This window comes from Salmonirosea aquatica (genome assembly GCF_009296315.1).
Classification (GTDB): Bacteria; Bacteroidota; Bacteroidia; order Cytophagales; family Spirosomataceae; genus Salmonirosea; species Salmonirosea aquatica.
This window is the reverse complement of record NZ_WHLY01000002.1, coordinates 4160000-4184885: the sequence shown is the minus strand read 5'-3', so window position 1 is coordinate 4184885 and position 24886 is coordinate 4160000. Positions and strand designations below refer to the sequence as shown.

Here is a 24886-nt window from a genome sequence, read left to right as displayed (position 1 = left end):
GCTACTGTTTTGTTATTCGGATGTCATCGCACCAGAAATCCGAAGCCGTATCGCTTTTGTAGATAACCAGAAACATACTGGTAATAGATGCCGGTAAGGTAAAAATGGCTGACTTTTCCTGAAAACCCACTTCGGTAAAATTGAGCGAACCAACTTGGGTTTCGGTACCACCCGCGGTGGTAGTGTACTTCAGAGCTACTATCGTCGCCACCGAAACAGTCTGGCTGTTTTTTCCCCAGGCGGTTATTTTGTAGGTCGCGCCGGGTTGCAGATAAATGACCTGACCCAATCCCCCCGCTGCTCCCTGTTTTACCTTCACCGAATAGTTACCTTCTTTGACGTTGGTCGGGGTATTGTCCAGTTGAGCCGTGCCGAAATTAACCCAACCGGCAATGTTTGCGGAGTTATTGACGAGGGTTCCTCCGTCAAAATTAGCATTGCTAAGCAAAACGGCGGGCGGCGTCAAAGCCACATCGGTACCCTGTAATTGAGTATGGTTATCCAGCCAGATCAGGTTTCCGCCAAAGCCAAGATTGGTGGGTTTTGCCCCCGTCGTATTGTCGATGGCAAACCCACCGCCATCGCCTGTATTGGCCAATTTGTAGGTATCGATTCCGGCCCAGTGCCAACCAATCCGCCCTATCTTTTGCGGAATACCCACCTGCATGACAGACGAGGCAACTTCGGCCGTCACATCGGTTGACCCAACGCCATATTCGCCGATGAGAAGGGCCAGTTTTTTGGCCTTTACTGAATTTACATAGTTGTCCAGCCTTGATTTTCCATAAACCCACAAATCATAAAGATGCAGGGAAAACACAAGATTCCGGTACTTGCTGGTAAGCATTTCGCCGTAAGTGAGTGCTGCACTATTTTCGGTTGCGGCAAACCCATTGGCCTGCCCATATCCATGCTCATCGCACACGATTATATTGTCGGCTCCGGCATTGCGGATGGCCTTGATGATTGTTTCGTGGACTGTTAGCCACGAAGCCGGTACGGATCCTGAGCCTGAGCTACCGGGTTCGTTAATCAGATTAAACCAGACGTACGCGTTCGTTTTGTACTTAAGTGCTTGCGCGGTCCACCACGAAACGGCGGTATTCAACTGGTCAGTGTTTGGATACGTACCGGTAAAACTATGGTCTTCCAGTATTACGACCACCTTCTTATCAGTAAATGACTTCACGATCGCATCTAGATCGGAATTGTTGGGATTGTTGTATGGGGGATTCTGTACCCAGCAGTTTAGCCGTATGGTGTTAAATTTCCAGGTATCGACGATCAGGTTTATATCAGGAATTGTCTGTCGGGTCCAAGGCCAACCCGGACCGTTGACATTGATGCCTTTCGCGATAAATTCCGCGCCGGTTTTATCTACTATTGTCGACCCGTTTACGGAGAAATCAGCAGATTCCGTAACCGGAGGTACGCCGGGTATTACTGGCGCAGGCGAAGTGCCGGAGTCCGTATTTTTACAGGCTAATAACCCGCAGGTAGCCAGGAGCAGAAGTACAAAATACACTTGAAGGGTTTTCATACGCGCGTAGAATAACAATAAAGCAAAATTTTCGATTTTGAGAAGAGCAGGAGTTCGTTCAGCGGTAGCTCACGGTAACCTGATGCGTCCCGGCGGGTACCTCCCTAATCACCACATACTGGCTGTCTTTAACTTTTTCCAGGCTGGCAATGCTCTTTTTACCGTCAATACTTACCTGCCTAAGTTGCTTGCCCGGTGGCAGAAGTTGCCGGATCGTGTATTGCTCCGGATCGCCCTTGACGGCTAGCGAAATGGTTTTGCCTTTTGAATCATGCTGATACGTATAGCTGACCGATTTGCCCGAGGGACCGTAGGCAATGGTAATGGACACATCGTTTTTGTTGGCCGCCAACCAGCGGGGCGACAGTTCGACCTGCTTGAACGATTGATCCAGATCCACCACGCCCGCCAGTCCTTCTACCAATGCACTCATGACGGCGGCCTGCCCCCAGTTGTCCGGAATACCGGCATCCACGGTACCATCGGGCTTATAGGAAACTGGAAGGGTACCTCCGTGTTTGGCATTGAGGGCCATCATCCGGTTCAGAATATCGAGGGCGTACGATTCGTATCCGTGCTGAAAAGCCGCTTTGGCCAGCTCTCCGCCCACGATAGTATTGACGCCTCCGTTCATATACGAACCGGGCAGGTACCCGGCAAAACTCGGCTCCACGGGCGGGTACACGCCAAACCATTCCGCAAAAGCATTTTCCACGTTACTATCCCGGAGGCCCCGGTAGGTTTCGATGATTGACTGAGCCATCGAATCGGTAGGCAAGCCCCGGTTGATGTCGTAGGGATTGGACAGGCTCAGCGTATTTTTCTGATCCATCTTGAGGTAGGTCGGCATCGGATCGTCAGGAACAAAATGGGCGTAATAGCGGCCGTTCCAGCAGAGGTCGTTTGTCCGTTTTCTGAAACCTTCGGCCTGTTCGGTCCAGTAGGTAGCTTTCTGCGAATTTCCTAAGGCCGTATACAATTGGGCCAGTTGCCGGCTGGCGGCGTACATGCCGCTGTTGTCTCCGTGCATGATGCCCATCGGCGTATTTTCATCGATGTCAAAAATACCGGTCTGGACATCGTGGCCCTGCTGCACGTACTCGGCCCGGGTCGTCGGGAGTTGCATGAAGTCCCAGGTATCGAGCGTATAGCCGCGCTTTACCAGCTGGTATTTGTCCGACCATCGCAATGGGTCGGTCATGGAATAGTGAAGGCCTTTTTCCAATCGATCGATCCATTGACGAATGTAGGCCGTATCGCCGGTGGCCTGCCATATATAATGGCCGCCTTCCACCATCAGGTATTCCAGATCGGCCTCCACCGGCAGCCGGTGCATCTGAATCGTGTCGCGGGCAAAAATGTGCCAGTAGCGCTTGTCGAACAGATTCATACGGTGGTTCTCGCGCGCATTCATAGGGTAATAATAGTCGTAGTACAGACCTTCCCGGGTTTGATTCTCCACGAAAAACTGCCAGAAACTACTAATATCCGGCTCGAAGTACTTCATGGCTTTCATGACATGCACATGATCGCGAATCCATTGCACAAACTGTTTCTGCTCCTTGCCACTGAAATGCACGGTTTTGCGGTACTCAGTTTGGATTAGCTGCTTCTTCATACTGTCGAAGAAAGTCTGATATTCGCCGGCACCCTGACCAAATTCGGTCTGCGCCTGCCCCAGACAGGTATTACCAAGCGCCACACTGAAAAGAAAGAGAAGTTTACCAACGGTTCGCATAGGTATTATGATTTTGCATAAAGGGCACAAATAAGTCAGCAAGTAAATAGCTGCAAATGGAAGGTTTATCCTGCTTTATCCTCGGTGGCCTGGAAACACTGGCCCGGAATTTCTAGCCAGGGTACCTTCCCAATCCATACAGAACAGGACAGGGCGGCCGCCCGTTTGTCGTAACTAGCATCCAAAACCAAAAAAATGCCGCCCTACAAGCCGCTTTATACTTGATTCTATTGATGAGGTTTTTTTTGCCAATTCTACTCCTGCTGATATTTTCGGACCTGTGCGCCCAGGAACCCAGATCGGCCGTCGTGAAATCTTATAATGGGCGACCTACCTTGTTCGTGAACGACACCCCGCAGGTACCCGCCTTTTATGCCCTTACGCATGCCTACGGAGGGCGGTGGTCGTGGGAAGAGGTACCTGCCCGTAATCTCAATAATTTTTGCCAGATCGGCTTCCGGCTTTTTCAGGTCGATTTGTGGCTCGAAGACCTCTGGTACCCCAATACCGACACGCTCGACATCCGTAAGGCGCAACACCAGGTGCGCGGGGTGCTGGACCAGTGTCAGGACGCCAGCGTCGTCATTCGCATTCATGTCAATGCGCCGTTCTGGTGGAACAAAGCCCATCCCGAGGAGTGCACGCAGTTTGCCGATACGCCCGTGGATACCACTCTCAAGGCCGGACCACCCTACCACAACGAAGAACACGACATTCACGCGGCGCTACGGGCCAGCCTGGCCTCGGCCCGCTGGAAGCAGGAGTCGGGTGAGAAGCTGGTGGAACTTTGCCAAAAACTGGCAAAAACACCCGAAGGAAACGCCGTCATCGGCATGCACGTGGCCGGGGGTATCTACGGCGAATGGCATTACTGGGGCTTTATCGACCACGATCCCGACACGGGCCCGGCTATGACTGCCTACTTCCGCAACTGGCTCAAAACCAAATATAAAACCAAGGAAGCGTTGCAAAAAGCTTGGCAATCGACCACCTACACGCTCGCTGATGCTACGGTACCCAATACCGCCGAGCGGCTCAAAACGCAGGATGGTTTTTTCAAGGACCCCAACCAGGAACAGCGTACCATCGACTATTTCACCGCCCAGCAGCAGGTGGTTGCCGACGATGCCATCTACTTCTGTAAGCTGGTAAAAGATACCTGGCCCCGGCCCATCGTTACCGGTATTTTCTATGGGTACCTGCACATGACTTTCAATCGGCAGACGGTAGGCGGGCATTTGTTCATTCGGCAGGTATTGGACAGCCCCTACATCGACTACCTCGCTGCTCCCCAAACCTACTGGCCCGATAGCCGCAAGGCGGGTGGCTCGGGCAATTCGCGGGGCATCATCGAGTCGACGCTTCTGCATGATAAATTGTGGTTTGACGAGATCGACAACGGGTACCTTCACGCCAAAAATGATTTTGAAAATATCCGGTACACCGAGCGGTATGACTCGACCTATGCCAATATCATCCGTCGGTCGGCGCTGCTGCCGCTCATGCGGGGCATCGGTTTCTGGTTTTACGATTTTGGTCCGCAGAAAGGCTTTGGCTGGTGGGACAATCCGAGGTACCTGGCCAGCATGCAAGCTGAGAAACAGCTCTTTGAAAAGCGGCTGACGGTACCTTACCATTCTGAAGCCGACGTGCTTTATGTCTGGAGTCAGGATGTATTTTACTACCTGAAATCCGCCCCGCTGCCCATCACGGTCAATGTACTCGATCATTCCATCGAACAGGCGCTGCGGTCGGGCACGGTGGGCGATCAGATTTACGATTTCGATCTCGATCGCGTGAACCTGGACCAGTACAAGGCGGTGGTATTCATGAATGTGTATGCCCTGACCGATGCGCAACGCGATTTCATTCAAAAGAAAGTGGCCAAAAACAACCGGACGATTATCTGGAATTACCTGACCGGCTATACCAATGGTACCCGGCTGGATCTGGATTTTGTCAAGACGCTTACGGGCATGAATCTCGAACGCGTACCCACTGGCCCGGCCCCATCGGTTAACTTTCTGACACCCGGCTACACCTATACATTCAGCGGACCGGTCGAACCCCTCGTGGTGGTGCAGGATAAAAGCGCCCAGCCTCTGGCCCGGCTTGCAGGTACCGACCAGGTTATCATTGCCCGGAAACAAGAAAAGGAATTCACCTCGGTTTTCTGCGGACTGCCCCTGAATGGAACGGATGGCTTTCGCGAAATTTTCCGACAGGCGGGTTGTCATATCTACAACGAACAGAACGATTTTACCTATGCCAATTCGGGTTTGCTGTTGCTGCATACCAAAGCGGGAGGTACCCGGACCATCCGACTCAAAAACGGGAAGTCCATCTCTGTTCCTTTGAAGCAAGGTACCACCCTGCTTCTGGATGCCCAAACGGGTGAAATCGTACTACAATGAACTTCATGAGGGTTAACTATCAAATAGTGGGGTTCTGCATCATTTGCCTGCTGGTTTGCCTCAGTGGCTTTGTCGTTGAGGTACCTGCGCCGCACCACGCAAAATCCGATGCGGACACGATGCAGGTACCTGCCGGATTCATCGTGCAGCAGTTCGCCGCGGAACCCCTGGTAACCAACCCGACCAACCTGGAAGTCGATGAGCGCGGGCGGGTCTGGGTGACCGAGTCGCACAACTATGACGTAGCACCCGCTGAGTTCGATAAAAAAGGCGATAAAGTCGTCATTCTGGAAGATGTCGACGGCGATGGAAAAGCGGATAAGCGAACCGTTTTTTTTGAACATCCCGGTCTGAAATCACCCATGGGATTGTTGCTGGGTGAAGACCGGGTGTATCTGGCCCAGGCCCCCTACCTCCTGATGCTTTTCGATACTGATCACGACGACCGGGCCGACCGCATCGATACCCTGTTTTCGGGTTTTGGCGCGCGTGACCACGGTATCCACGCGCCCTTCTGGGGACCCGACGGCAAGCTATATTTCTCGATGGGCAACCACGGCGGTGAAGTACTCGACAAGCAGGGTACCCCCGTGCTGGATAAGGCCGGAAATCCGGTCAACGGAAAAGGAAAACCGTATTGGAATGGCCTGATTCTGCGCTGCAATCCCGATGGCAGCCAATTGGAAACCATCGCTCATAACTTCCGGAACCACTACGAGCCTGCGCTCGATTCGTACGGTAATCTCTGGGTGTCCGACAATGACGACGATGGTAATGAGTCGGTCCGTATCAACTACGTGCTGGAATACGGAAACTATGGGTTTGCCGACGAAATGACCGGTGCCGCCTGGACTACTTTCCGGACGAATCTTGAAAAGACTATCCCCGAACGCCACTGGCATCAGAACGACCCTGGTGTGGTCCCCAATGTGTTGATCACCGGGTCTGGCTCCCCGGCCGGTCTTTGCTTTTACGAAGGAGAGCAGTGGCCATCGTCCTACCGGGGGCAACTGATCCACGCTGAAGCCCTGCACAATGTGGTGCGGACTTACCACCTTCAAAAAGAGGGCGCAGGGTACCGCGCCACTATTCAAGAGGTATTAAAAAGTAGTGATCGGTGGTTCCGTCCGATCGATGTGAGTGTAGCACCCGATGGATCGGTGCTGGTGGCCGACTGGTACGATCCCGGCATTGGGGGAGGCACAGCAGCCGATGCCGACAAAGGCCGGATTTACCGCATCAGCTACGGGAATAACCGGGCATATCGGGTACCCAAGCTACGTTTCGACACCTATGAAGCGGCAGCCGAAGCCCTGAAAAGCCCCAACTGGGCGGCGCGCCGAAAAGCCTGGAGTAGTTTGAAGAAAGCAGGTACCTCGGCAGAAACCGTACTGGAGAAACTGTATCATTCGGGCAATCCAATCTGGCAGGCCAGGGCGTTGTGGTTACTGGCGCAGCTGGAAGACAAAGGTACCTCGCACCTGACCCTCGCCCTTGGGGAGTCGAATCCTGATATTCGCATTACTGCCCTGAGAGCCGCGCGGCAGCTACCTGTTTTTCCATTTTTACTTTTCGCCAAACTGGCAAAAGATCCTGCCCCGGAGGTACGGCGTGAGTGGGCCATTGCCCTGCGGCCTCTCAAAACCACCGAAGCGGCCGAGTCGTGGGCGACGCTGGCCATTCAGCACACGGGTAGCGACCGCTGGTACCTTGAGGCCCTGGGAATCGGCTCCGATCTTAATGCCGACGCCTGTTTCGAGGCTTGGCTACGGAAAGTCGATAACAAGTGGGATACCCCGGCGGGGCGCGATATTGTCTGGCGGATCCGCTCGGCGAAGGCGTTGCCGATGCTGGCCCAACTGATTCGGGAGACACCCGATGTAGCCGAAACGCTGCGTTATTTCCGGGCTTTCGACTTCCATAATTCCCCGACCAAAAATAAGGTACTGTTATCGCTGCTGGCCGATCCCCGCCCTGATGTTCAACGACTGGCTCTTGAGCACATGGACAGCAAGTCCTTGGTCCGGACTCCGATGCTCGATCGGGCGATTGAAACGGCTTTGGCTACGGCGGGTCAAACGGAAAGTTACGTGCATCTGGTCGATAAATTCAATCGTTCCGATCAGAAGAGCCAGCTCCTGAATCTGGTCCGGTGTTGTGCAGAACGTCAGGTAGGGGTCGAGGCTTTGCAGCTGCTGTGGCGGTTTGGCGGGAAAGAATACATCCAAAAACAAATGCAGGATGATTCAACGGCTCGGGCTATCATGACTGCCTTGCAGGGAAATGGCAGTCCCGACGCCCTGGCGTTGCTGCGGGAGACGATGCTGAACGAAGTCCGACCGGTGGAACTCCGAAAAAAAGCTACCCGGGTGCTGGGCAGTACCTGGGTGGGCGAACGTTATTTGCTGGATGAGGTTAAGAAAAAGACCTTCCCCGAAGTCTTGAAACCCAGCGCGGCTAGTGTATTATTCAGTGCTTACCGCAATGAGATCAAGCGCGAAGCCGCCAACTACTTACCCAAACCGGCCGCCCGAAACGGCGAGCCGCTCGATCCCATCTATTTGCTGGTCAGTGCGAAGGGGGTACCTGATCGGGGGAAAACAATTTTTGCTCAGAATTGCCAGGCCTGCCATCGGGTGCGCGGATCGGGTGTCCTGTTCGGACCAGAACTCTCCAAAATCGGCGCCAAGCTACCGAAGGAAAGCCTGTTCCGGGCCATTCTGTATCCCGATGAGGGCATCAATCAAGGATACGAAACTTACCTGATCCAAACTCGAAGCGAGGGTCAGTTGATGGGCCTGATCAACAGTGAATCGAATCAGGAGGTTGTTCTGAAACTCCCCGGCGGCCTAACCCAAACTATACCGAAAACCAGCATTATTTCCCAAACCAAGGTACCTCAATCTATGATGCCTCCGTTTGGTGAAGTTCTCTCCCAGCAGGAATTGATTGACCTTGTGTCCTATCTGGAAAGCCTGAACTAAATAAGCGACAAGAGGTACTCGACAGGGTGATAGTCCAAACCTAGCCAAAGGTACCTTACATCCACACTTCATGTTAGCTCTCGATCCAGTTGGGTTAACATCACCTACCTACAGGCAGCCAGAAATAAAAGGTGCTGCCCATGCCCACGGTACTTTCAACACCGATTTGTCCGCGCTGGGCTTCGATGAACTCTTTGCAAATGGCCAGCCCCAGCCCGGTCCCTTCCTTCAAATGGCCGGGTACCTGAAAATAGCGGTCGAAAATGCGGCTCAAGTACCTCTCCTCGATGCCTTTACCCTGATCTTTTACATAAAAAAAGAGCTGGTTTTCTTTTTGTTCGAGGCTGATTTCTACCCGGCTCTGCTCGGGGGAGTGCCGGATGGCGTTGGTCAGCAAATTAGTAAGTACCCAGGTGGTTTTATCGTGATCGGCCTGAATGCGTGGCAACGACTCGCCCAAACGAGTGACGAGACTCATGCGCTTTTGTTCGGCAGGTACCCTGATCGTTTCCAGGGCGTAGTCCAGAATCCTGATCGGGTCGGTGGGTTCGATGAACAACTCGATTTTGCCCGTTTCAATCTGAGTCATGTTCAGGAGCTCCCCCGTAATCCTGAGCAGCCGGTCGCTGTCGTCACGAACACTCTCGAGGAGCTGGGCCTGCTCGTCGTTGATGGTACCCGTCACCGGGTTCTGCAGGAGCTGCAGGCTCAATTTGATGGAAGAAATCGGCGTTTTCAATTCGTGGGAAATGGTCGCCAGAAAATGGGTTTTGGCGTAATCCAGCTCTTTGAAAAGCGTCACATTTTTCAATAGAATCACGTGCCCCCTGGATTGCTCCTTCCTTTCGCCCGTAGGAACCACCTGGATCCCCACGATTTCCTTTTCGAAATAGCTTTCCCGGTTATCCTTGAAAATTTTTAGCGGGGCAGGCGCTTCCTTCGGTTCCGAACGCGTTTCAGCCGACAGGTCGTCAGTCAGCGCCCGCATCAGGTCGTTGACTTTGGCAATATCCTTCGACGAGCGACCTACCACCTGTTCTTTGGCCATGCCCAGTACCTGCAGGGCATTGCGGTTGGCAAACAGAATCACCTGATTTTCATCTAGCCCAATCACGGGCTCCTCCATGTGCTCGATGAGAGCTTCACTCCGCTTTTTGGCATAGAGCAAATCGGCCAGGCTACTGCTGTCAAACTCCTGCAACTTCTCAGCCATGGTGTTGAACGACCGCGCCAGATCGCCGAATTCTCCGTGGCTTTCGAAATGGACGCGCTCGTCGTAGTTTTTAGCCGCGATTTGCTGAATGCTTCCGGTAAGCTCACGAATGGGATTGGCAATGTTGCCGGGCAAATTGACCAAAAGCACCAGGGCTATCAGCAAACAGATGGTACCGGTGAAGGCAATGGCCGATGTGGCCGTTTCGGCAGTAGCTCTGGCCTGATCACTTTTGGCTACGATCGCCCGCATGTTCAGCCCCATAATGTCTGACAAATCACGCCGCACCAGCCGCCGGAGCGAGTCGCTGGACAGACTTTCCTTCAAAGCTTGAAAATGTGCGACCAGCTGGCGAGTCGCTTCGGCCTCGCCGGGTTCGGTGATATTGCCTGCCTGCCGGGCGAGGTTCTCCTCAAAGTCCCGGGACGAAAAGTGCTCCAGATCTGGTTCGTCCAGGGCGATCATCATGTTCCGGGCATAGTCCAGCGTCTTGTAATTGGCGCGGAGGATGTTTTCGGTGTCGTTCCGCAGGTCGCGAATGTACTTTCCGCTGACAAAAGTGACGGTCACGATCAGCAAAAGCAGCAATCCGACACCGAGCGAAAGTTTGGTTTTTATTTTCATCAGGAAAGAATGCCTACGTCAATGTCCGTAGTATTGAGTTTTTTGAGTAAATCATTGAAAAGACTGGTCATCGCAATCACCCGCAGCAGGCTCAGGTGAGGCTTTCCCAAGCAGATGGTGGTAATTTGGCGGTGTTCGGCTTCTTCAATGATCGCGGTGGATATGTCGCGCTTTTCTACCACAACTACCTCAGCGCCCAGGCTGGTAGCCAGCTTGAAATTGTTGATCAGATGCCGCTGCCGGTCGAGCGGAATGCGGTCATTGCTTTCGCGGGGCGTGCGCACATACAGTACCAGCCAATGACTGGTGTAATAGCTTGCCAGCCGCGCAGTTTTCCGGATCACGGCCCGGGCCGTTTTATCATTGCTGCTGATGCAGGCCATAAACCGTTCGTGGCGTCCCATTTCTCCACGGGGTACCTCCTTTTCCACTTTTCGTTCGACCTGTCGTGCCACTTCTTTGAGAGCCAGTTCGCGGAGCTGTAAGATACGATCGGGCTGAAAGAAATGGGTGAGCGCGCGCTGAATTTTATCCTGTGGATAGATTTTTCCTTCTCTCAGGCGCGCAATCAGCTCATCGGCGGTCAGGTCGATGTTGACGACTTCGTCGGCCAAATGCAGCATCCGGTCGGGGATGCGCTCGGCCACTTCGATGCCGGTGATCCATTTCACTTCTTCGTTAAGGCTTTCGATGTGCTGGATATTGACCGCACTGATCACGTTGATACCCGCCTCCAGAATCTCGACGACGTCCTGCCAGCGCTTCTCATTTTTACTTCCCTCAATGTTGGAGTGGGCCAGTTCATCGACGATCACGACTTCCGGTCGCAGATTGATAATAGCCTGCACGTCCATTTCTTCCAGCTCTTTCCCTTTGTAGAACAGCCGCCGCCGGGGTACTAGGGGCAGGCCGTCCAGCAAGTCGTGCGTTTCGGCGCGGTTATGGGTTTCGATATAGCCAATTTTCACATCGATGCCGCTTCTGACCAGCATTCGTGCCTCCTGTAACATCCGGTACGTCTTACCTACGCCGGCGCTCATGCCAATGTAGATTTTAAACTTTCCCCGTCTTGCTTTTTGGATCAAATCCAGGAAACGCTGCACATTTTGTTCCTTTTCACCCATAACAGAAAGGTTTGGCACTCGCGGTGGTCAGCCAGTTTTTTTTCGAAAGTTATTGGGCCAAATTATCCAAAGCCAGGTTCAACGCTAATACATTGACTTTTTCGGGGCCAAATAACCCCAGGAGAGGTTGTTCGGTGTGCGCCGCGGCCAACTGGCGCAGCGATTCCTCTGAAACGCTCCTTGCCCGGGCGATTCGCGGAATCTGCACCAGCACGGCTTCTACCGACAAGTCGGGGTCGAGGCCACTGCCGCTGGCCGTCACCAGTTCGGCGGGTACTTTCTCCATCCCGGGATTATGCGCCCGAAAGGTATCGACGCGAGCCGCCACGGTGGCCAGGTACTCGGGATTGGAAGGCCCCTTGTTGCTGCCGCCCGACCCGGCGGCGTTGTAGTTTACCGCCGAGGGACGGCTGTTGAAGTACCGGTCGGTGGTGAAGTTCTGGCCGATTTGGGTAAAGTAGGTCGCGCCGTTATGCGCTACTACCTCGCCTTTCCCCTTATTGGGGGCAAGCTGGGCGATACCCCAGATGAGGGCGGGGTAAAGACCCATAAAAAGTACCACGCACACCAAAGTCAGGCGCAGCGCGGGAATCAGGTTCGTTTTCATAGTTTATTTCATTACAATTTTTTGAAAAAATGAGCGGCTACTTATAAAATTGTCGCCACCAACAAATCAATAAGCTTGATTCCAATAAAAGGCAGCGCAATACCACCCAAACCGTACTTCAAGAGGTTTTGGCGCAGCAACGCACTGGCTCCGATGGGTTTATAAGACACACCTTTCAAGGCCAGCGGAATCAGAATCGGGATGATGATGGCGTTGAAAATGACCGCCGACAGAATGGCCGATTCCGGGCTGTGTAGCCGCATAATGTTCAGCCCCTGCAACGAGGGAATAGCCAAAATAAAGAGGGCGGGCACGATGGCGAAGTACTTGGCGACGTCGTTGGCGATGCTGAACGTCGTGAGGGTACCCCGCGTCATGAGTAGTTGCTTTCCGATTTCGACAATCTCAATGAGTTTGGTGGGGTCGTTGTCGAGGTCCACCATGTTGCCCGCCTCCTTGGCAGCCTGGGTACCGCTATTCATGGCCACGCCCACATCGGCCTGCGCCAGGGCGGGGGCGTCGTTGGTACCGTCGCCCATCATGGCTACCAGCTTACCGCTTTGCTGTTCGCGGCGGATATACTCCAATTTATCTTCTGGCTTGGCTTCGGCGATGTAGTCGTCAATCCCGGCTTTCTCAGCGATGTAGCGGGCGGTCAGGGGATTGTCGCCGGTGACCATGACCGTCTTGACGCCCATTTTTCGCAGACGATCGAAACGCTCGCGTATCCCCAGCTTAATGATATCCTGCAACTCGATGACACCGATCACGGCTTCGTTGACCGCAACCACCAGCGGGGTACCCCCATTGCCCGAGATGTCGTTGACGCGCTCGGTTATTTCCTGGGGGAAACTATTGCCGCTCTTTTCCACCATGTCGCGCATAGCGTCCGAAGCCCCCTTACGGATGCGGGTCGGTCCTTCGCCACGCGGTCCGGCGGGCAAATTGACCCCACTACTGCGGGTTTGGGCGGTGAATTTTATGAAGGTCATCCCGGAAGTATCGTCGCTGATTTCCCGTCCGGCAGAATAGCCCGGCTGAGCCAACGTCTGCTCACGCGCCAATTCCACGATCGACTTACCCTCCGGGGTATTGTCGGCCAACGAACTAAGTACCAGGATTTCCCGAAAATAATCGTCTGAAACACCGGGAGCGGGATAGAAGTGGGTGGCTTTGCGGTTACCGATCGTGATGGTACCTGTTTTATCCAACAACAGCACGTCGATGTCGCCCGCCGTTTCCACGGCTCGGCCCGACTTGGTGATCACGTTGGCCCGCAGGGCGCGGTCCATGCCCGCGATGCCGATGGCCGCCAGCAGGCCACCAATGGTAGTGGGAATCAGGCACACGAACAGCGAGATGAAAGCGGCGATGGTAATGGGCGTGTTGGCAAAATCCGCGAAGGGTTTCAGCGTCACCGTTACCAGAATGAACACCAGCGTAAAACCGGCCAGCAGGATCGTCAGCGCGATTTCATTGGGAGTTTTCTGCCGTGCGGCCCCTTCTACCAGGGCAATCATCTTATCCAGGAAACTCTCGCCGGGCTGCGTGGTCACTTCCACGATTATACGGTCGGAAAGTACCTTGGTACCGCCCGTCACGCTGCTTTTGTCACCATCGGCTTCCCGGATTACCGGGGCGCTCTCGCCCGTAATCGCGCTTTCGTCGATAGTCGCCAAGCCTTCCACAATCTCCCCGTCGGTCGCGATAATGTCGCCCGCCTCGCAGAGGAAACGATCGCCTTTGCGTAGCTGCGAGGAAGAGATGTTCACAGGGTTATTGGCCAGCAAAGTATCGCCCGCTGCCACTCGCCGGGCGGGCGTTTCTTCCCGCGTTTTGCGCAAACTATCGGCCTGTGCCTTGCCGCGCGCTTCGGCGATGCCCTCGGCAAAATTGGCAAACAACAGCGTGAGCAGAAGAATCGTAAAGATCGCCAGGTTGTAGCCCAAAGTACCCTGCGACTGCTCCCCGGCCAGAATCCACAGGCAGACGCCCAGCATGATAAAAGTACCTATCTCCACCGTGAACATGACCGGATTGCGGTACATTCGGGCGGGATTCAATTTAATAATAGCCTGTTTTCCGGCTTCCAGCACGAGGTCCCGTTGGAAAAGGGACGTATTTTCAGTTGCCATGAGAATATGATTTTAGGTCAGTAAAGAGAGAAGTATTCGGCCAGCGGTCCGAGGGTCAGGGCGGGGAAAAAGGACAGGGAAGCAATGATGAAAATGACCGCGAAAATCAGCACCCCGAAAGTACCTGTATCCACCCGCAGGGTACCCTGGCTTTCGGGTGTGTAGCGCTTGGCGGCGAGTTGCCCGGCGATGGCCACGGGCCCGATGATGGGCAGGTACCTCGCCAGCAGCATCACCAATCCTGTGGCGTAGTTCCAGAACGGCGTATTATCGCCTAATCCTTCCAGACCGCTGCCGTTGTTGGCCGAGGCGGAGGTAAACTCGTACAGCATTTCGCTGAAACCGTGGTAGGCCGGGTTGTTCAGCCAGCCCGCCAGTTGAGTCGGATTCTGCATATACAGGTAGCTAGACAGCGCCGTTCCCGCCAGAATCAGAAAGGGATGCAACAGGGCTATCCCCATGGCGATTTTCATTTCGCTGGCCTCAATTTTACGGCCCAGCAATTCGGGCGTGCGGCCTACCATCAGACCACTGATAAAGACGGCCAGAATGATGAATACGTAGAAATTAAGAAACCCAACCCCGACGCCGCCGTAGAAGCAGTTGATCATCATGCCCAGCAGGGTAGTTAGTACCGTGAGCGGGGTCATGCTGTCGTGCATGGCGTTGACCGAGCCATTGCTGGTGACGGTGGTATTGATGGCCCAGTAGGCCGAAGCCGCCGGCCCGAAGCGTACCTCTTTCCCCTCCATGCTTCCCGCGTTTTGCGCTACTCCCAGCGCTGTGAGGGCAGGATTTCCCCCCAGTTCACTCGTCACCGCCGGAATGACCAGTAGTAAGAAACCGAGCGTCATCACGCCGAAGATGGTCAGAGCCAGTTTGCGGCGTTTGAGCATGAAGCCCAGCGCGAAAAGCAAGGCAATGGGAATGAGGAAGATGCTGACATTCTCGACGATATTGGTGAGGTAGGTCGGGTTTTCGAGCGGATGGCTGCTGTTGACGCCGAAGAATCCGCCGCCGTTGGTACCCAGCTGTTTGATGGAAATAAACGCCGCGACCGGTCCCCGACTCACGGCCACGGTTTCGCCTTCCAGGGTAGTCATGGTACCCTGGCCCTCAAACGTCATAGGTACCCCCTCAAACACCAAAATGATGGAAGAAACGATGGCCAGTGGTAAAAGAATACGTGTGCAGCTGCGCACGAGCAGCCTGTAAAAGTTGCCCAGCGAAGGGTTCAAACTTTCCCGCATAGACTTGAAAACGACCGCCACGATCGCCAGACCCGTTCCCGCGCTGATAAATTGCCACAGCATCAGCGTCATTTGACCCAGGTAGGAAAGCGACGATTCGCCGGAGTAGTGCTGCAGATTGGTATTGGTCACGAAACTGATCGCCGTATTGAACGCCAGGTCGAGCGACATGGACGGGTTGCCGTCAGGATTAAGCGGCAGCCAGCTCATGTTGGTCAGCACGAGCAAGGCAACTACCAGCCACCAGCCATTGATGACCAGCAGGGCCACCAGGTTTTGTTGCCAGGTCAGGGAAGCACGGGAGTCGATACCGCTAAGCTGGAAGATCAGCCGATCCAGCGGATCGAAGATTTTGTCGAGCCAGGTACTTTCGTCGTCGAATACCTTGCCGATGTACCGTCCCAGCGGAACGGCCAGCAATACGACCAAAAGGTACATCAGGACTATACCGAAGATTTGTGTGTTCATAGTTTAGAATTTTTCGGGTTTGATCAGCACGTAGGCCATGTAGGCAAATACGGCGATGGAAATGATGAATAAGATGAGCATACGGAGCTTTCGTTGGTTTGTGAAAGTGGATATGCCAAAAGCGTGCGCTAAAAGCCAGTGTCTGGTTAACTACCTATAAGTCAAAACCTTGAAGCGGACTCGAGAAATTCAGGCATAAAAAAAGCCTATCAAAATGATAGGCTCTTCTCAAATTGATAGGGTACTTTAGAGGGAATACTCCTCGATTTTTCGGTATAGCGTAGCGATTCCGATCTCAAGCAGGCGAGCGGCTTCGGCCTTGTTTCCTTTGGTATGATTGAGGACTTTCTGAATCTGTAATTTCTCGGCGCTGTTCAGCGAAAAAGCGGACAAACTCGGACTGGGAGCGGCAGGTACGCTAAACTCAAAAGGCAGCAAAGCGGCCGACAGCGGTTCGGTTCCGGCCAGGATCACAGACCGTTCCAAACAGTTGCGAAGTTCGCGGATATTGCCAGGCCAGGAATATGCTTTCAGGGCGGCCAGAAAATCAGCCTCGTAGCTCAGGGGTACTTTTTTCAGCTTGGCGCAGAATTCCGCAATGAAGTGCCTGACCATGGGTTCGATGTCGGCCACGCGCTCGCGGAGGGGGGCAGGTGCAGCGCGAACACATTGAGCCGGAAGTAAAGGTCCGGCCGGAAACGCTGCTGTTCGCTTTCGGTTTTCAGATCGCGGTTGGTTGCCGCAATCAGCCGGAAGTCGGACTTTCGGGGCTTCTGCTCGCCTACCCGGATGAATTCACTGGTTTCCAGTACCCGCAACAGCTTGGCCTGCAAATCCAGCGGCATTTCGCCAATCTCATCCAGAAACAGGGTACCTCCATCGGCTTCTTCGATAAAGCCTCTTTTATCATTTAAAGCACCTGTAAACGCCCCCTTGACGTGACCGAACAGCTCACTTTCCAGCAGGTCACGGCTGAAAGTACTGCAGTTCAAAGCCACGAAACTGCGGCTTGCCCGACCGCTCGCCTGGTGGATGGCCTGGGCAAAAACCTCTTTGCCGGTCCCGGTTTCGCCCGTCAGCAGCACCGTGGCGTCGGTAGCGGCTACTTTCTGCGCCAGCTCAACTACCCGCCGCAGCGCCACCGAATGGCCCAGAATGGCATCGAAAGAGTACTTTTCCCCGACCCGTTTTTCCAGATTTTCCACCCGTTGGCGCAGTTGGGTTTTCTCAATGGCCCGGTGAATCAGGGGAATGATCTTGTCGTTGTCATTGCCTTTGGTGATGTAGTCGAAGGCTCCGTGCTGGATGGCCCGTACCCCGTCGGGAATGTTGCCGTAGGCGGTCAGCAAGATCACTTCCGTGGCCGGAGCGGTTTCTTTCAGTTTTTTGACCAGCTCTACGCCATTGGCATCGGGCAGCTTAACGTCGCACAGAATGACCTCAAAAGTTTGCCTTTCCAAAAACTGCAGGCCCGTTTTTGCATCGGCAGCTTCCTGTACTTCGAAGCCCTCGGCCCGGATAATACGTGCCAGCAGGGAACGCAGCTTGTCTTCGTCGTCGATGATCAGGATTTTATGCACAAGCGATTGATTTTAGTCCCGAATATAGGAAGGTTCTTTATAAGGAAAACGCGTCTTGAGAAATAGGATTGGCAAGGATGTGCCGAGCCCAGGGTACCTCTCCCTCCGAATCACTGGCTAAGGCTTCACAGTCTTATACGGCCCGAAGGTTGAAGCCCGCTCATCAGTAAATTTTCTTACTAATGCTTTTTCGAAAGGGAAAGTAAACCTTCTTCCAGTGCACGTGATTTCTCCTACCGACGAAATACTATGGCACCGCCTCATCGATGGTAATGAGGCGGCGTTTACCGCATTATTCGAGCGATACTACCCTACCCTAGTACGCTACGGAAGGTCGTTTATCCCTGATTCAGACCGGGTTCAGGATTTTGTTCAGGATGTATTTGCGGGCATTTGGCTGTATCGTTCTACATTGGACGAATCCGCTGTGGTGAAAGCCTATCTGCTGGCTTGTGTCCGCAAGCGCATTGCCCGTTTTCAGGCTCGTGACCGTATATTCAGGGAAACCACTATCCTGGATGACGCTGAGTTTTCCATTTCTTTCACGGTGGAGGACCACCTGATTGCCAATGAAGAAACAGCCCGCCGGGTCTATCAACTCAATCAGCATCTCAACTCCCTACCTCCACGCCAAAAAGAGGCTTTGTTCCTGAGGTACCACCATGGGCTGAAAACCGAACAGATCGCCCGTATTCTTAACGTCAACTATCAGTCTGCCAGTAATTTGATTCACCGAGCCCTAGTATGCCTCAGACGGGACTTGAAAGGTACCCTGCTTTCACTGGGGCTGGTGCTTTTTGAAATAATTTAAGTTTTTCAAAAAAAATCACCATTTACTGAGTATCGGCCCGAAAAGCTGTCCTCTCTGCTGTTGAAATGTACTTTCAGATGCAGCAGCGAGATCAATATACATCCGTGGAGCACTTCCTGGACGATGAATCTTTCAAGAGGTGGGTCCTTAGGGGGGAGGACACCCAGGGATGGGAAGAGTGGACCGTAGACACTCCGCAGCGGGCCAAACTCGTGAAGGATGCCCGCGTTGGGCTGTTGGCCATGAGGGTACCGGAGGAAAAGGTTTCCCGGCCGGAAATTCAGGAAGCCCTGCAAAACACCTGGGCTAAAATCAAAGCATCCGATACCCCCTACCAGAATACAGTCAGAGTTCCGTTCATGAAACAGAATTGGTGGAAAATTGCCGTTTCGGTACTGATCACGGGTACATTACTTATGGGTTTATACAGGGCATGGCCAGGTACCCTTCCTGAACTATTACAGAGTTCGCCTGCACCTGAAAATCAGATCGCTACCCTGATCCAGAAAACCAATACGGCAGACCATCCGCTGCTCATTATGCTACCCGATGGCAGTTCGGTGCTGCTGCAACCCCGAAGTACGTTGCGCTATCCGGTGAGATTCGATGAACGCAGTCGTACGGTTTACCTAACCGGGGATGGTTTTTTTGAGATAAGCAAGAATCCTGAAAAACCATTCTATGTGTACGCCAACGAGCTCGTTACCAAAGTGGTAGGTACCAGTTTCAGGGTTAAAGCTTTCACAGATCAAGAGAACGTGGAGATAGTGGTTCGGACGGGTAAAGTCAACGTCACCTCCACGCAATCAGCTGGAAATCCAGAAAGTGAGAAGGTACTTCTTCTACCGAATCAGGGCTTACGTTTCGCGCGCCAAAGCGGCATTTTTGAGAAAATTGAGGACCTGACGCAGGAGAAAAACCTCACCCGGGATCTGAGTAACATTGAGAAACTGAGTTTTGAATTTGCGGATGTCCCCGTGGCCCAGATATTCAAAACCCTCGAGCAGGCGTATTTGGTGAAGATTGATTTTCCCGCGGAAAAGCTGACGAACTGCTACCTGACTACCTCACTGAACGATCAGCCACTTTCGGAAAAGCTGAAGATAATTTGCGAAAGCCTGGGACGACGCACACGCTACTATATCAATGAAAATCAGATCACGATCCAGTCCGATGGATGCAACTAACCTAAACCCGAATGCCCATGATTAGAAAAATCCCTAAACAAAATGAGCGTCGAAATGCTGTAACATACTCGACGCTCAGGGTACCCCGGCATGTTCTGTAAAACATGTTCCCAACGAGAAAAAAGGGGAAATGATTTTGCCAACACTCCTGTAAAAAGTATCAACCAAACCAATCAAAAGTATGAAAATATCTTTGACTCCTAAACGATTGCTCTATCGAATCGTGCAAATATCTCTACTACAAATAACGATAGCCTTGCTGTGCTCAGGGATTACCCTAGCTACCTCGGTAAAGGGCCAGGGACTGCTTGATCGAAAGGTTTCTGTGCAGGCGACGGGACAGTCGCTCAGCCAGGTGTTGGCCTCGCTGGAAAAGTCGGCCAAGGTAAAATTCTCGTACAATTCCCGTACGGTGGATCTTAGACGGCCGGTCACGATCAAAGCTAGTAACGAACCATTAGCCGACGTTTTGAACCGGATTTTGACGCCTTTGAAAATAAATTTCCTCCAAGTCAGTAATCGGATCGTCCTGCGGAATGAAGTTGCCGAAAATCTGAAGATCCTTACCAGGGTACCTGCGCTTTCGATTCCTGTCAATATTCCTCTGGACTTCAATGTGAGCGGCAAGGTGACCGATGAGAGCGGAGAGGGATTGCCCGGAGTGAGCGTGGTGGTGAAGGGGACCCAACGGGGTACCACCACAAACCAGGAGGGTCTGTACACCGTGGCGGCACCCGATGGCCAGGGTACCCTGGTTTTTTCCTTTGTGGGGTATTTGTCTCAGGAAGTAGCCATCAACAACCGCGCCCAGATCAATCTGAGCCTCAGTGTAGACACCAAGGCGCTGAACGAAGTGATTGTGGTGGGCTATGGTACCCAGAAAAAGCGGGATCTGACGGGAGCCATTTCCAGCATTTCCAGCCGGGATATTGCCGAAACACCTTCCTCCAACTTTCTACAGAACGCACAGGGTCGTCTGGCCGGGGTTGATATCGTACGTACCAATGGGAATCCAGGCTCCGCTCCTACCATCCGTATCCGGGGAAACCGCTCGATCAACGCCAGCAACAATCCGCTCTATGTCATTGACGGCATCCCGACGGATGTGAGCATCAACGATTTCAATCCCAACGATATCGAGTCCATGGAGGTACTTAAGGATGCCAGCGCCGTGGCCATTTACGGTTCACGCGGGGCCAACGGGGTTATCCTGATCACCACCAAGAAAGGCAAAGAGGGCAAGGCGGTCATCAGTTATGATGGCTACTACGGAATCAAGAAAGCCAAGAAGAACCTGAACCTGATGAATGGTGAGCAGTTTGCCCAGTATTCCCGGGTTTCCAGGGGGATCGACGCCAATGACGCCAGCAAGGACAATACGTTCTTCAGTACCCTGGAAATCGATAATCTCAAAAATGGCGTGGAAACCGACTGGCTCGACCTCATCCTACGGGACGGACAGCAGCAGCAGCACCAGATTTCGGCCAGTGGCGGCAACCAAAATACGACCTACTACCTCTCCGGAGCCTTTTACGACGAAAAAGGGATTATGCAACAGAGCGACTACCAGCGTTACTCGTTCCGGGCCAACATCGAAACCAAGCTCACCGAGCGGCTTCGCGTGGGCGTCAGTTCGACGGTATCCAGTGATTTGCAGAATGTGATGTCCAATGCTCCCTATACAAATGCCTTGCAGTTTTCACCCCTGGTACAACCCTACGATGCCGATGGGAATTTCATTGCCTACCCCAACCCCCGCGAAGGACTGCTCACCAGCCCCTTGCTGCAATACCAGTCCGGGCAGTACACCGATGAGCGCAGAAAGTACCGGGTATTTGCCAATATTTTTGGGGAGTACACTTTCACCGAAGGGCTTACCTACCGCCTGAATTATGGTCCGGATTTTAGTATCTCACGCCAGGGACAATACAGCGGTACGCTAGCCGGAAGTGCCAATACCGCCGGAGTTTCCAACCAGCAGAACTTCGCCTATACGCTGGAAAATATTCTTTCATTCAACCGCAAGTTTGGTGATCACTCACTCAATGTAGTAGGACTGTTCAGTACTCAAACCAATCGTTTCGAATCGTCGGGAGCTACCGCCCGGAACATCCCCATCGAATCGAGCTTGTTTTACAATCTGGGCAGTGCCGAAACCGTCACGGGCATCAATAGCTCGCTCACTAAATGGGGACTACTCTCCTACATGGGCAGAGTCAATTACAGCTTCAAAGATAGGTACCTGCTTACCCTGACGGGCCGGGCGGACGGTTCCTCCCGCCTTTCCCAGAAAAACAGGTGGGCCTTTTTTCCATCGGTATCGGCGGGTTGGGTGATCTCCGATGAGGCGTTTATGAGCAACGCGAAGGTTTTATCCTTCCTGAAACTCCGGGCTGGGTACGGAGCGGTGGGCAATACTTCCATTGCTCCCTATCAAACGCTGGGTGGGCTCGAACGCTCCGTGTATGCTTTTGGCAATGACCCAGCCTTCGGCTACGCGCTGAACGTGATCCCGAACCCTGACCTTCGCTGGGAGATTTCGAGTACGTTGAACCTGGGTATGGATTTTGGCTTACTGAATGACCGCCTGACGGGTTCGCTGGAAGTGTACAAGACCAACACGACCGATCTTCTGCTGAATCGTCTGATTCCCATTACTTCAGGCTACGAGTCTATTTTGCAAAATATTGGCGCCACCAGCAATCAGGGCTGGGAGCTATCGCTGAACGGCAATATCCTCCGCTCACCCAATGGATTCAAGTGGGAAGCGAATCTGAATATATTTAGCAATAAGGAAAAAATCGTCGAGTTATTCAACGGGAAGGACGACGTGGGAAACCAATGGTTCATCGGACAACCCATCAGCGTTTTCTATAATTTCAAACAAGAAGGTATCTGGCAGACCAGCGAAGCCGACGAAGCCGCCAAGGTGAAGCAGAAGCCTGGTGACATCAAGATTGCGGACGTCAATGGCCGCGACGCCGAAGGCAACCTGACCAATCAACCCGATGGGGTTATCAACGCCGACGACCGGACGGTACTCGGTTCTACGGTACCCAAGTGGAGCGGCGGACTAACCAACCGGTTGAGCTACAAGGGAATTGATTTCTCTTTTCTGGTATACGCCCGGCAGGGACAGTACATCCGGAGCGACTTCCACAATCTGGGCGGAAACAACTGGCAGGGACGCTACAATGCCATCAATTTTGATTACTGGACGGTTGACAATCCGGTCAATAAAATTCCCCGACCCAACTCCGCCGCGGCTCCCCTGTACTCCGATGCGGTCCGGTTTTTCGATGGCTCTTTCGTAAAAATTCGGAACATCACCCTGGGTTATACCATCCCCAAAGCGATTACTTCCAAAATCAGAATCAATAGCCTACGCCTGTACGCAACGGCCGACAACGCTCTGATTTTCTCTCCCTACAAGCTAGTAGATCCCGAGACCGCCAACGGTATCGTAGGGGGTAGTTCACCGATGACCTCGGCCACCTACGTGTTTGGTTTGAACCTTAAATTCTGAAACCCTTACTAACATGAAAAAGAAATATATTGTATTCAGCCTGCTGTCTGTATGTACCCTCTTTACTTCCTGCAATGATATTTTACAGGAAAATCCGGTTGGACTGGCCACCGCCGAAAGCTACTACGCTACCCCCAAGGGCATTGAGGATGGTCTGAAAGCTACCTACACGTCCCTTCGTAAATTTTATGGTCGCGAGCCTGCTTTTTTCCTCACCGTAACCGGCACCGACATGTACACCAATGGATTTGGCGGTGCCACCAATAATCCGGACTACAACAACTATTCGCCTAACTTTTTAGGGTCCAGTGCCTATGTAAAAACCATTTGGGATACTTTTTACGTCGGGATCAACCAGGCTAACGCCGTAATCGGGCGCGCGCCCAAAGTGGCTGGTATCAGCGAGTCCGAACGCAACCGAATCATGGGAGAAGCGCGCTTTTTGCGGGCCCTCTATTATTTCCACCTGGTACAGCAGTTTGGTGATATCCATTTTACGCTGGAAGAAACCCAGGGCGTTGAAACGGAGGCAAAACGCACACCCGTAGCTACGGTGTACCAACAGGGTATCCTACCGGATTTGCAATTCGCCGTAGCCAATCTGCCCGCCAAAGCGCAGAACTACGGACGGGCTACCAAACATGCCGCGGAGGGACTTCTGGCACGCGTACAGCTCACGCTGGGCAACTGGGCCGAAGCCGAAAAAATGGCCGCCGCTGTGATCAATAGCAATGATTTTTCGCTGGTGAAAAATTACGCCGATTTGTGGGATATCAACAAAGAGCTAAACACGGAGGTGATCTGGTCGGTACAGTATACCGACAATCCACTCACCAATGGTACAGGAAATCCGGATGATGGTTCAGGAAACTGGGGGCATTTGTATTTCCAGTTTGACTACACCCTCAACCCGGCCCTGACCCGCGACATCGTAAACGGGCGTCCTTTCCAGCGGTTCATGCCCACCAACTACACGCTCAATCTTTTTGATCTGAGTAAAGACAGCCGCTTCGATGGCTCCTTTAAAACCGTCTGGATTGCCAATACGAAGGCCACTATCAACGGAAAGACTGTCGTACCCGGCGATACGGCCATCAAAATCGTGCTGCACCCCGTACCCGATGCCGTACAAAAAGCCGCGCCTTACTGGCTCATTGACTATAACAACAAGTGGGTAGCCAGCGTAACGGACCCGCTGGAAATAGGCGGATCGAGCCGGCGCCAGTTTCCGACACTGAAAAAATACCTGGATCCCCTGCGTACCAGTGTGAATGCAGAAGACGGAAGGCGTGATTTCATGGTGCTTCGTCTGGCCGAAATGTACCTGATTGCCGGTGAGGCGGCATTCCGGCAGGGTAACCTGACCAAAGCCGCTGAGTATGTCAATGTGGTACGTACGCGGGCGGCGCTGCCTGGCAAGGTAGCCGAGATGCAGATTACAGCCGCCGATCTGAGTGAAGATTTTTTCCTCGACGAACGTGGCCGCGAGTTGGCTGGTGAAATGCACCGCTGGTACGACCTGAAAAGGTCGGGAAAATTTCTGGAACGGATCAAGAAATACAACCTGGATGCGGCCGTCAATGTAAAAGAGATGCATCTGGTGCGACCCATTCCCCAAACCCAGATCGACCGCGTGACCAACCCCGGTGATTTTCCTCAAAATCCCGGCTATTTATAATAGTAAA

16 protein-coding genes are annotated in these 24886 nt (G+C 53.1%); 6 read left to right on the top strand and 10 right to left on the bottom strand.

Annotated elements, in window-relative coordinates:
- Position 1 precedes the first annotated feature (1 nt).
- A complete protein-coding gene (locus tag GBK04_RS18345; protein ID WP_152762143.1) occupies positions 2 to 1540 on the bottom strand; it encodes a cellulase family glycosylhydrolase in 1539 nt (512 codons plus the stop codon).
- Positions 1541 to 1598: 58 nt separating this feature from the next.
- Positions 1599 to 3278 (bottom strand): glucosidase family protein, encoded by a 1680-nt coding sequence (locus tag GBK04_RS18340; RefSeq protein ID WP_152762141.1) that lies wholly within the window; start codon positions 3276 to 3278, stop codon positions 1599 to 1601.
- Positions 3279 to 3586: 308 nt separating this feature from the next.
- On the opposite strand from GBK04_RS18340, the gene GBK04_RS18335 reads away from it, so the two are divergent.
- Together GBK04_RS18335 and GBK04_RS18330 are read left to right on the top strand one after the other, a co-directional pair.
- Positions 3587 to 5692, top strand: coding sequence for a hypothetical protein (locus GBK04_RS18335; protein WP_152762139.1), 2106 nt, complete (start codon positions 3587 to 3589; stop codon positions 5690 to 5692).
- Positions 5693 to 5697: 5 nt separating this feature from the next.
- A complete protein-coding gene (locus GBK04_RS18330; RefSeq protein WP_373331098.1) occupies positions 5698 to 8676 on the top strand; it encodes a PVC-type heme-binding CxxCH protein in 2979 nt (992 codons plus the stop codon).
- A gap of 100 nt (positions 8677 to 8776) precedes the next feature.
- Here GBK04_RS18330 and GBK04_RS18325 read toward each other — a convergent pair whose 3' ends face one another.
- The 8 genes from GBK04_RS18325 to GBK04_RS18295 all read right to left on the bottom strand — a co-directional run bounded on the left by GBK04_RS18325 (position 8777) and on the right by GBK04_RS18295 (position 17677).
- Positions 8777 to 10513, bottom strand: coding sequence for a HAMP domain-containing sensor histidine kinase (locus tag GBK04_RS18325; protein WP_152762135.1), 1737 nt, complete (start codon positions 10511 to 10513; stop codon positions 8777 to 8779).
- Positions 10513 to 11637, bottom strand: a complete 1125-nt coding sequence (locus GBK04_RS18320) for a sensor protein KdpD (RefSeq protein ID WP_152762133.1) — start codon at positions 11635 to 11637, stop codon at positions 10513 to 10515. The genes GBK04_RS18325 and GBK04_RS18320 overlap by 1 nt, the downstream gene beginning before the upstream one ends.
- Before the next feature lie 49 nt (positions 11638 to 11686).
- Positions 11687 to 12244, bottom strand: coding sequence for a K(+)-transporting ATPase subunit C (locus GBK04_RS18315; RefSeq protein ID WP_152762131.1), 558 nt, complete (start codon positions 12242 to 12244; stop codon positions 11687 to 11689).
- Positions 12245 to 12285: 41 nt separating this feature from the next.
- Positions 12286 to 14379, bottom strand: a complete 2094-nt coding sequence (kdpB, locus tag GBK04_RS18310) for a potassium-transporting ATPase subunit KdpB (protein ID WP_152762129.1) — start codon at positions 14377 to 14379, stop codon at positions 12286 to 12288.
- Between the two features lie 17 nt (positions 14380 to 14396).
- Positions 14397 to 16097: a potassium-transporting ATPase subunit KdpA gene (gene kdpA, locus GBK04_RS18305; protein ID WP_152762127.1), complete on the bottom strand. Its 1701-nt coding sequence runs from the start codon at positions 16095 to 16097 to the stop codon at positions 14397 to 14399.
- A 3-nt stretch (positions 16098 to 16100) separates the two neighbouring features.
- Positions 16101 to 16178 carry a potassium-transporting ATPase subunit F gene (locus tag GBK04_RS18300; protein ID WP_152766227.1) on the bottom strand — a complete coding sequence of 26 codons (78 nt, stop codon included), beginning with the start codon at positions 16176 to 16178 and terminating at the stop codon, positions 16101 to 16103.
- A 165-nt stretch (positions 16179 to 16343) separates the two neighbouring features.
- On the bottom strand, positions 16344 to 16712 hold the full coding sequence (locus GBK04_RS30755) for an AAA-type ATPase lid domain-containing protein (protein ID WP_373331097.1): 369 nt from the start codon (positions 16710 to 16712) through the stop codon (positions 16344 to 16346).
- Positions 16673 to 17677 (bottom strand): sigma-54-dependent transcriptional regulator, encoded by a 1005-nt coding sequence (locus tag GBK04_RS18295; RefSeq protein ID WP_373331096.1) that lies wholly within the window; start codon positions 17675 to 17677, stop codon positions 16673 to 16675. Before GBK04_RS18295 ends, GBK04_RS30755 begins: the two co-directional genes overlap by 40 nt.
- A 223-nt stretch (positions 17678 to 17900) precedes the next feature.
- Here GBK04_RS18295 and GBK04_RS18290 point away from each other — a divergent pair, with 223 nt between their 5' ends.
- From GBK04_RS18290 to GBK04_RS18275, 4 genes are all read left to right on the top strand, one after another.
- Positions 17901 to 18488 (top strand): RNA polymerase sigma factor, encoded by a 588-nt coding sequence (locus GBK04_RS18290; protein WP_373331095.1) that lies wholly within the window; start codon positions 17901 to 17903, stop codon positions 18486 to 18488.
- 77 nt (positions 18489 to 18565) lie between these two features.
- Entirely contained in the window at positions 18566 to 19675 is a 1110-nt protein-coding gene (locus GBK04_RS18285) for a FecR family protein (RefSeq protein WP_152762125.1), read from the top strand.
- A gap of 181 nt (positions 19676 to 19856) precedes the next feature.
- Positions 19857 to 23201, top strand: a complete 3345-nt coding sequence (locus tag GBK04_RS18280; RefSeq protein ID WP_152762123.1) for a TonB-dependent receptor — start codon at positions 19857 to 19859, stop codon at positions 23199 to 23201.
- Between the two features lie 13 nt (positions 23202 to 23214).
- On the top strand, positions 23215 to 24879 hold the full coding sequence (locus tag GBK04_RS18275) for a RagB/SusD family nutrient uptake outer membrane protein (protein ID WP_152762121.1): 1665 nt from the start codon (positions 23215 to 23217) through the stop codon (positions 24877 to 24879).
- Positions 24880 to 24886: the final 7 nt, after the last annotated feature.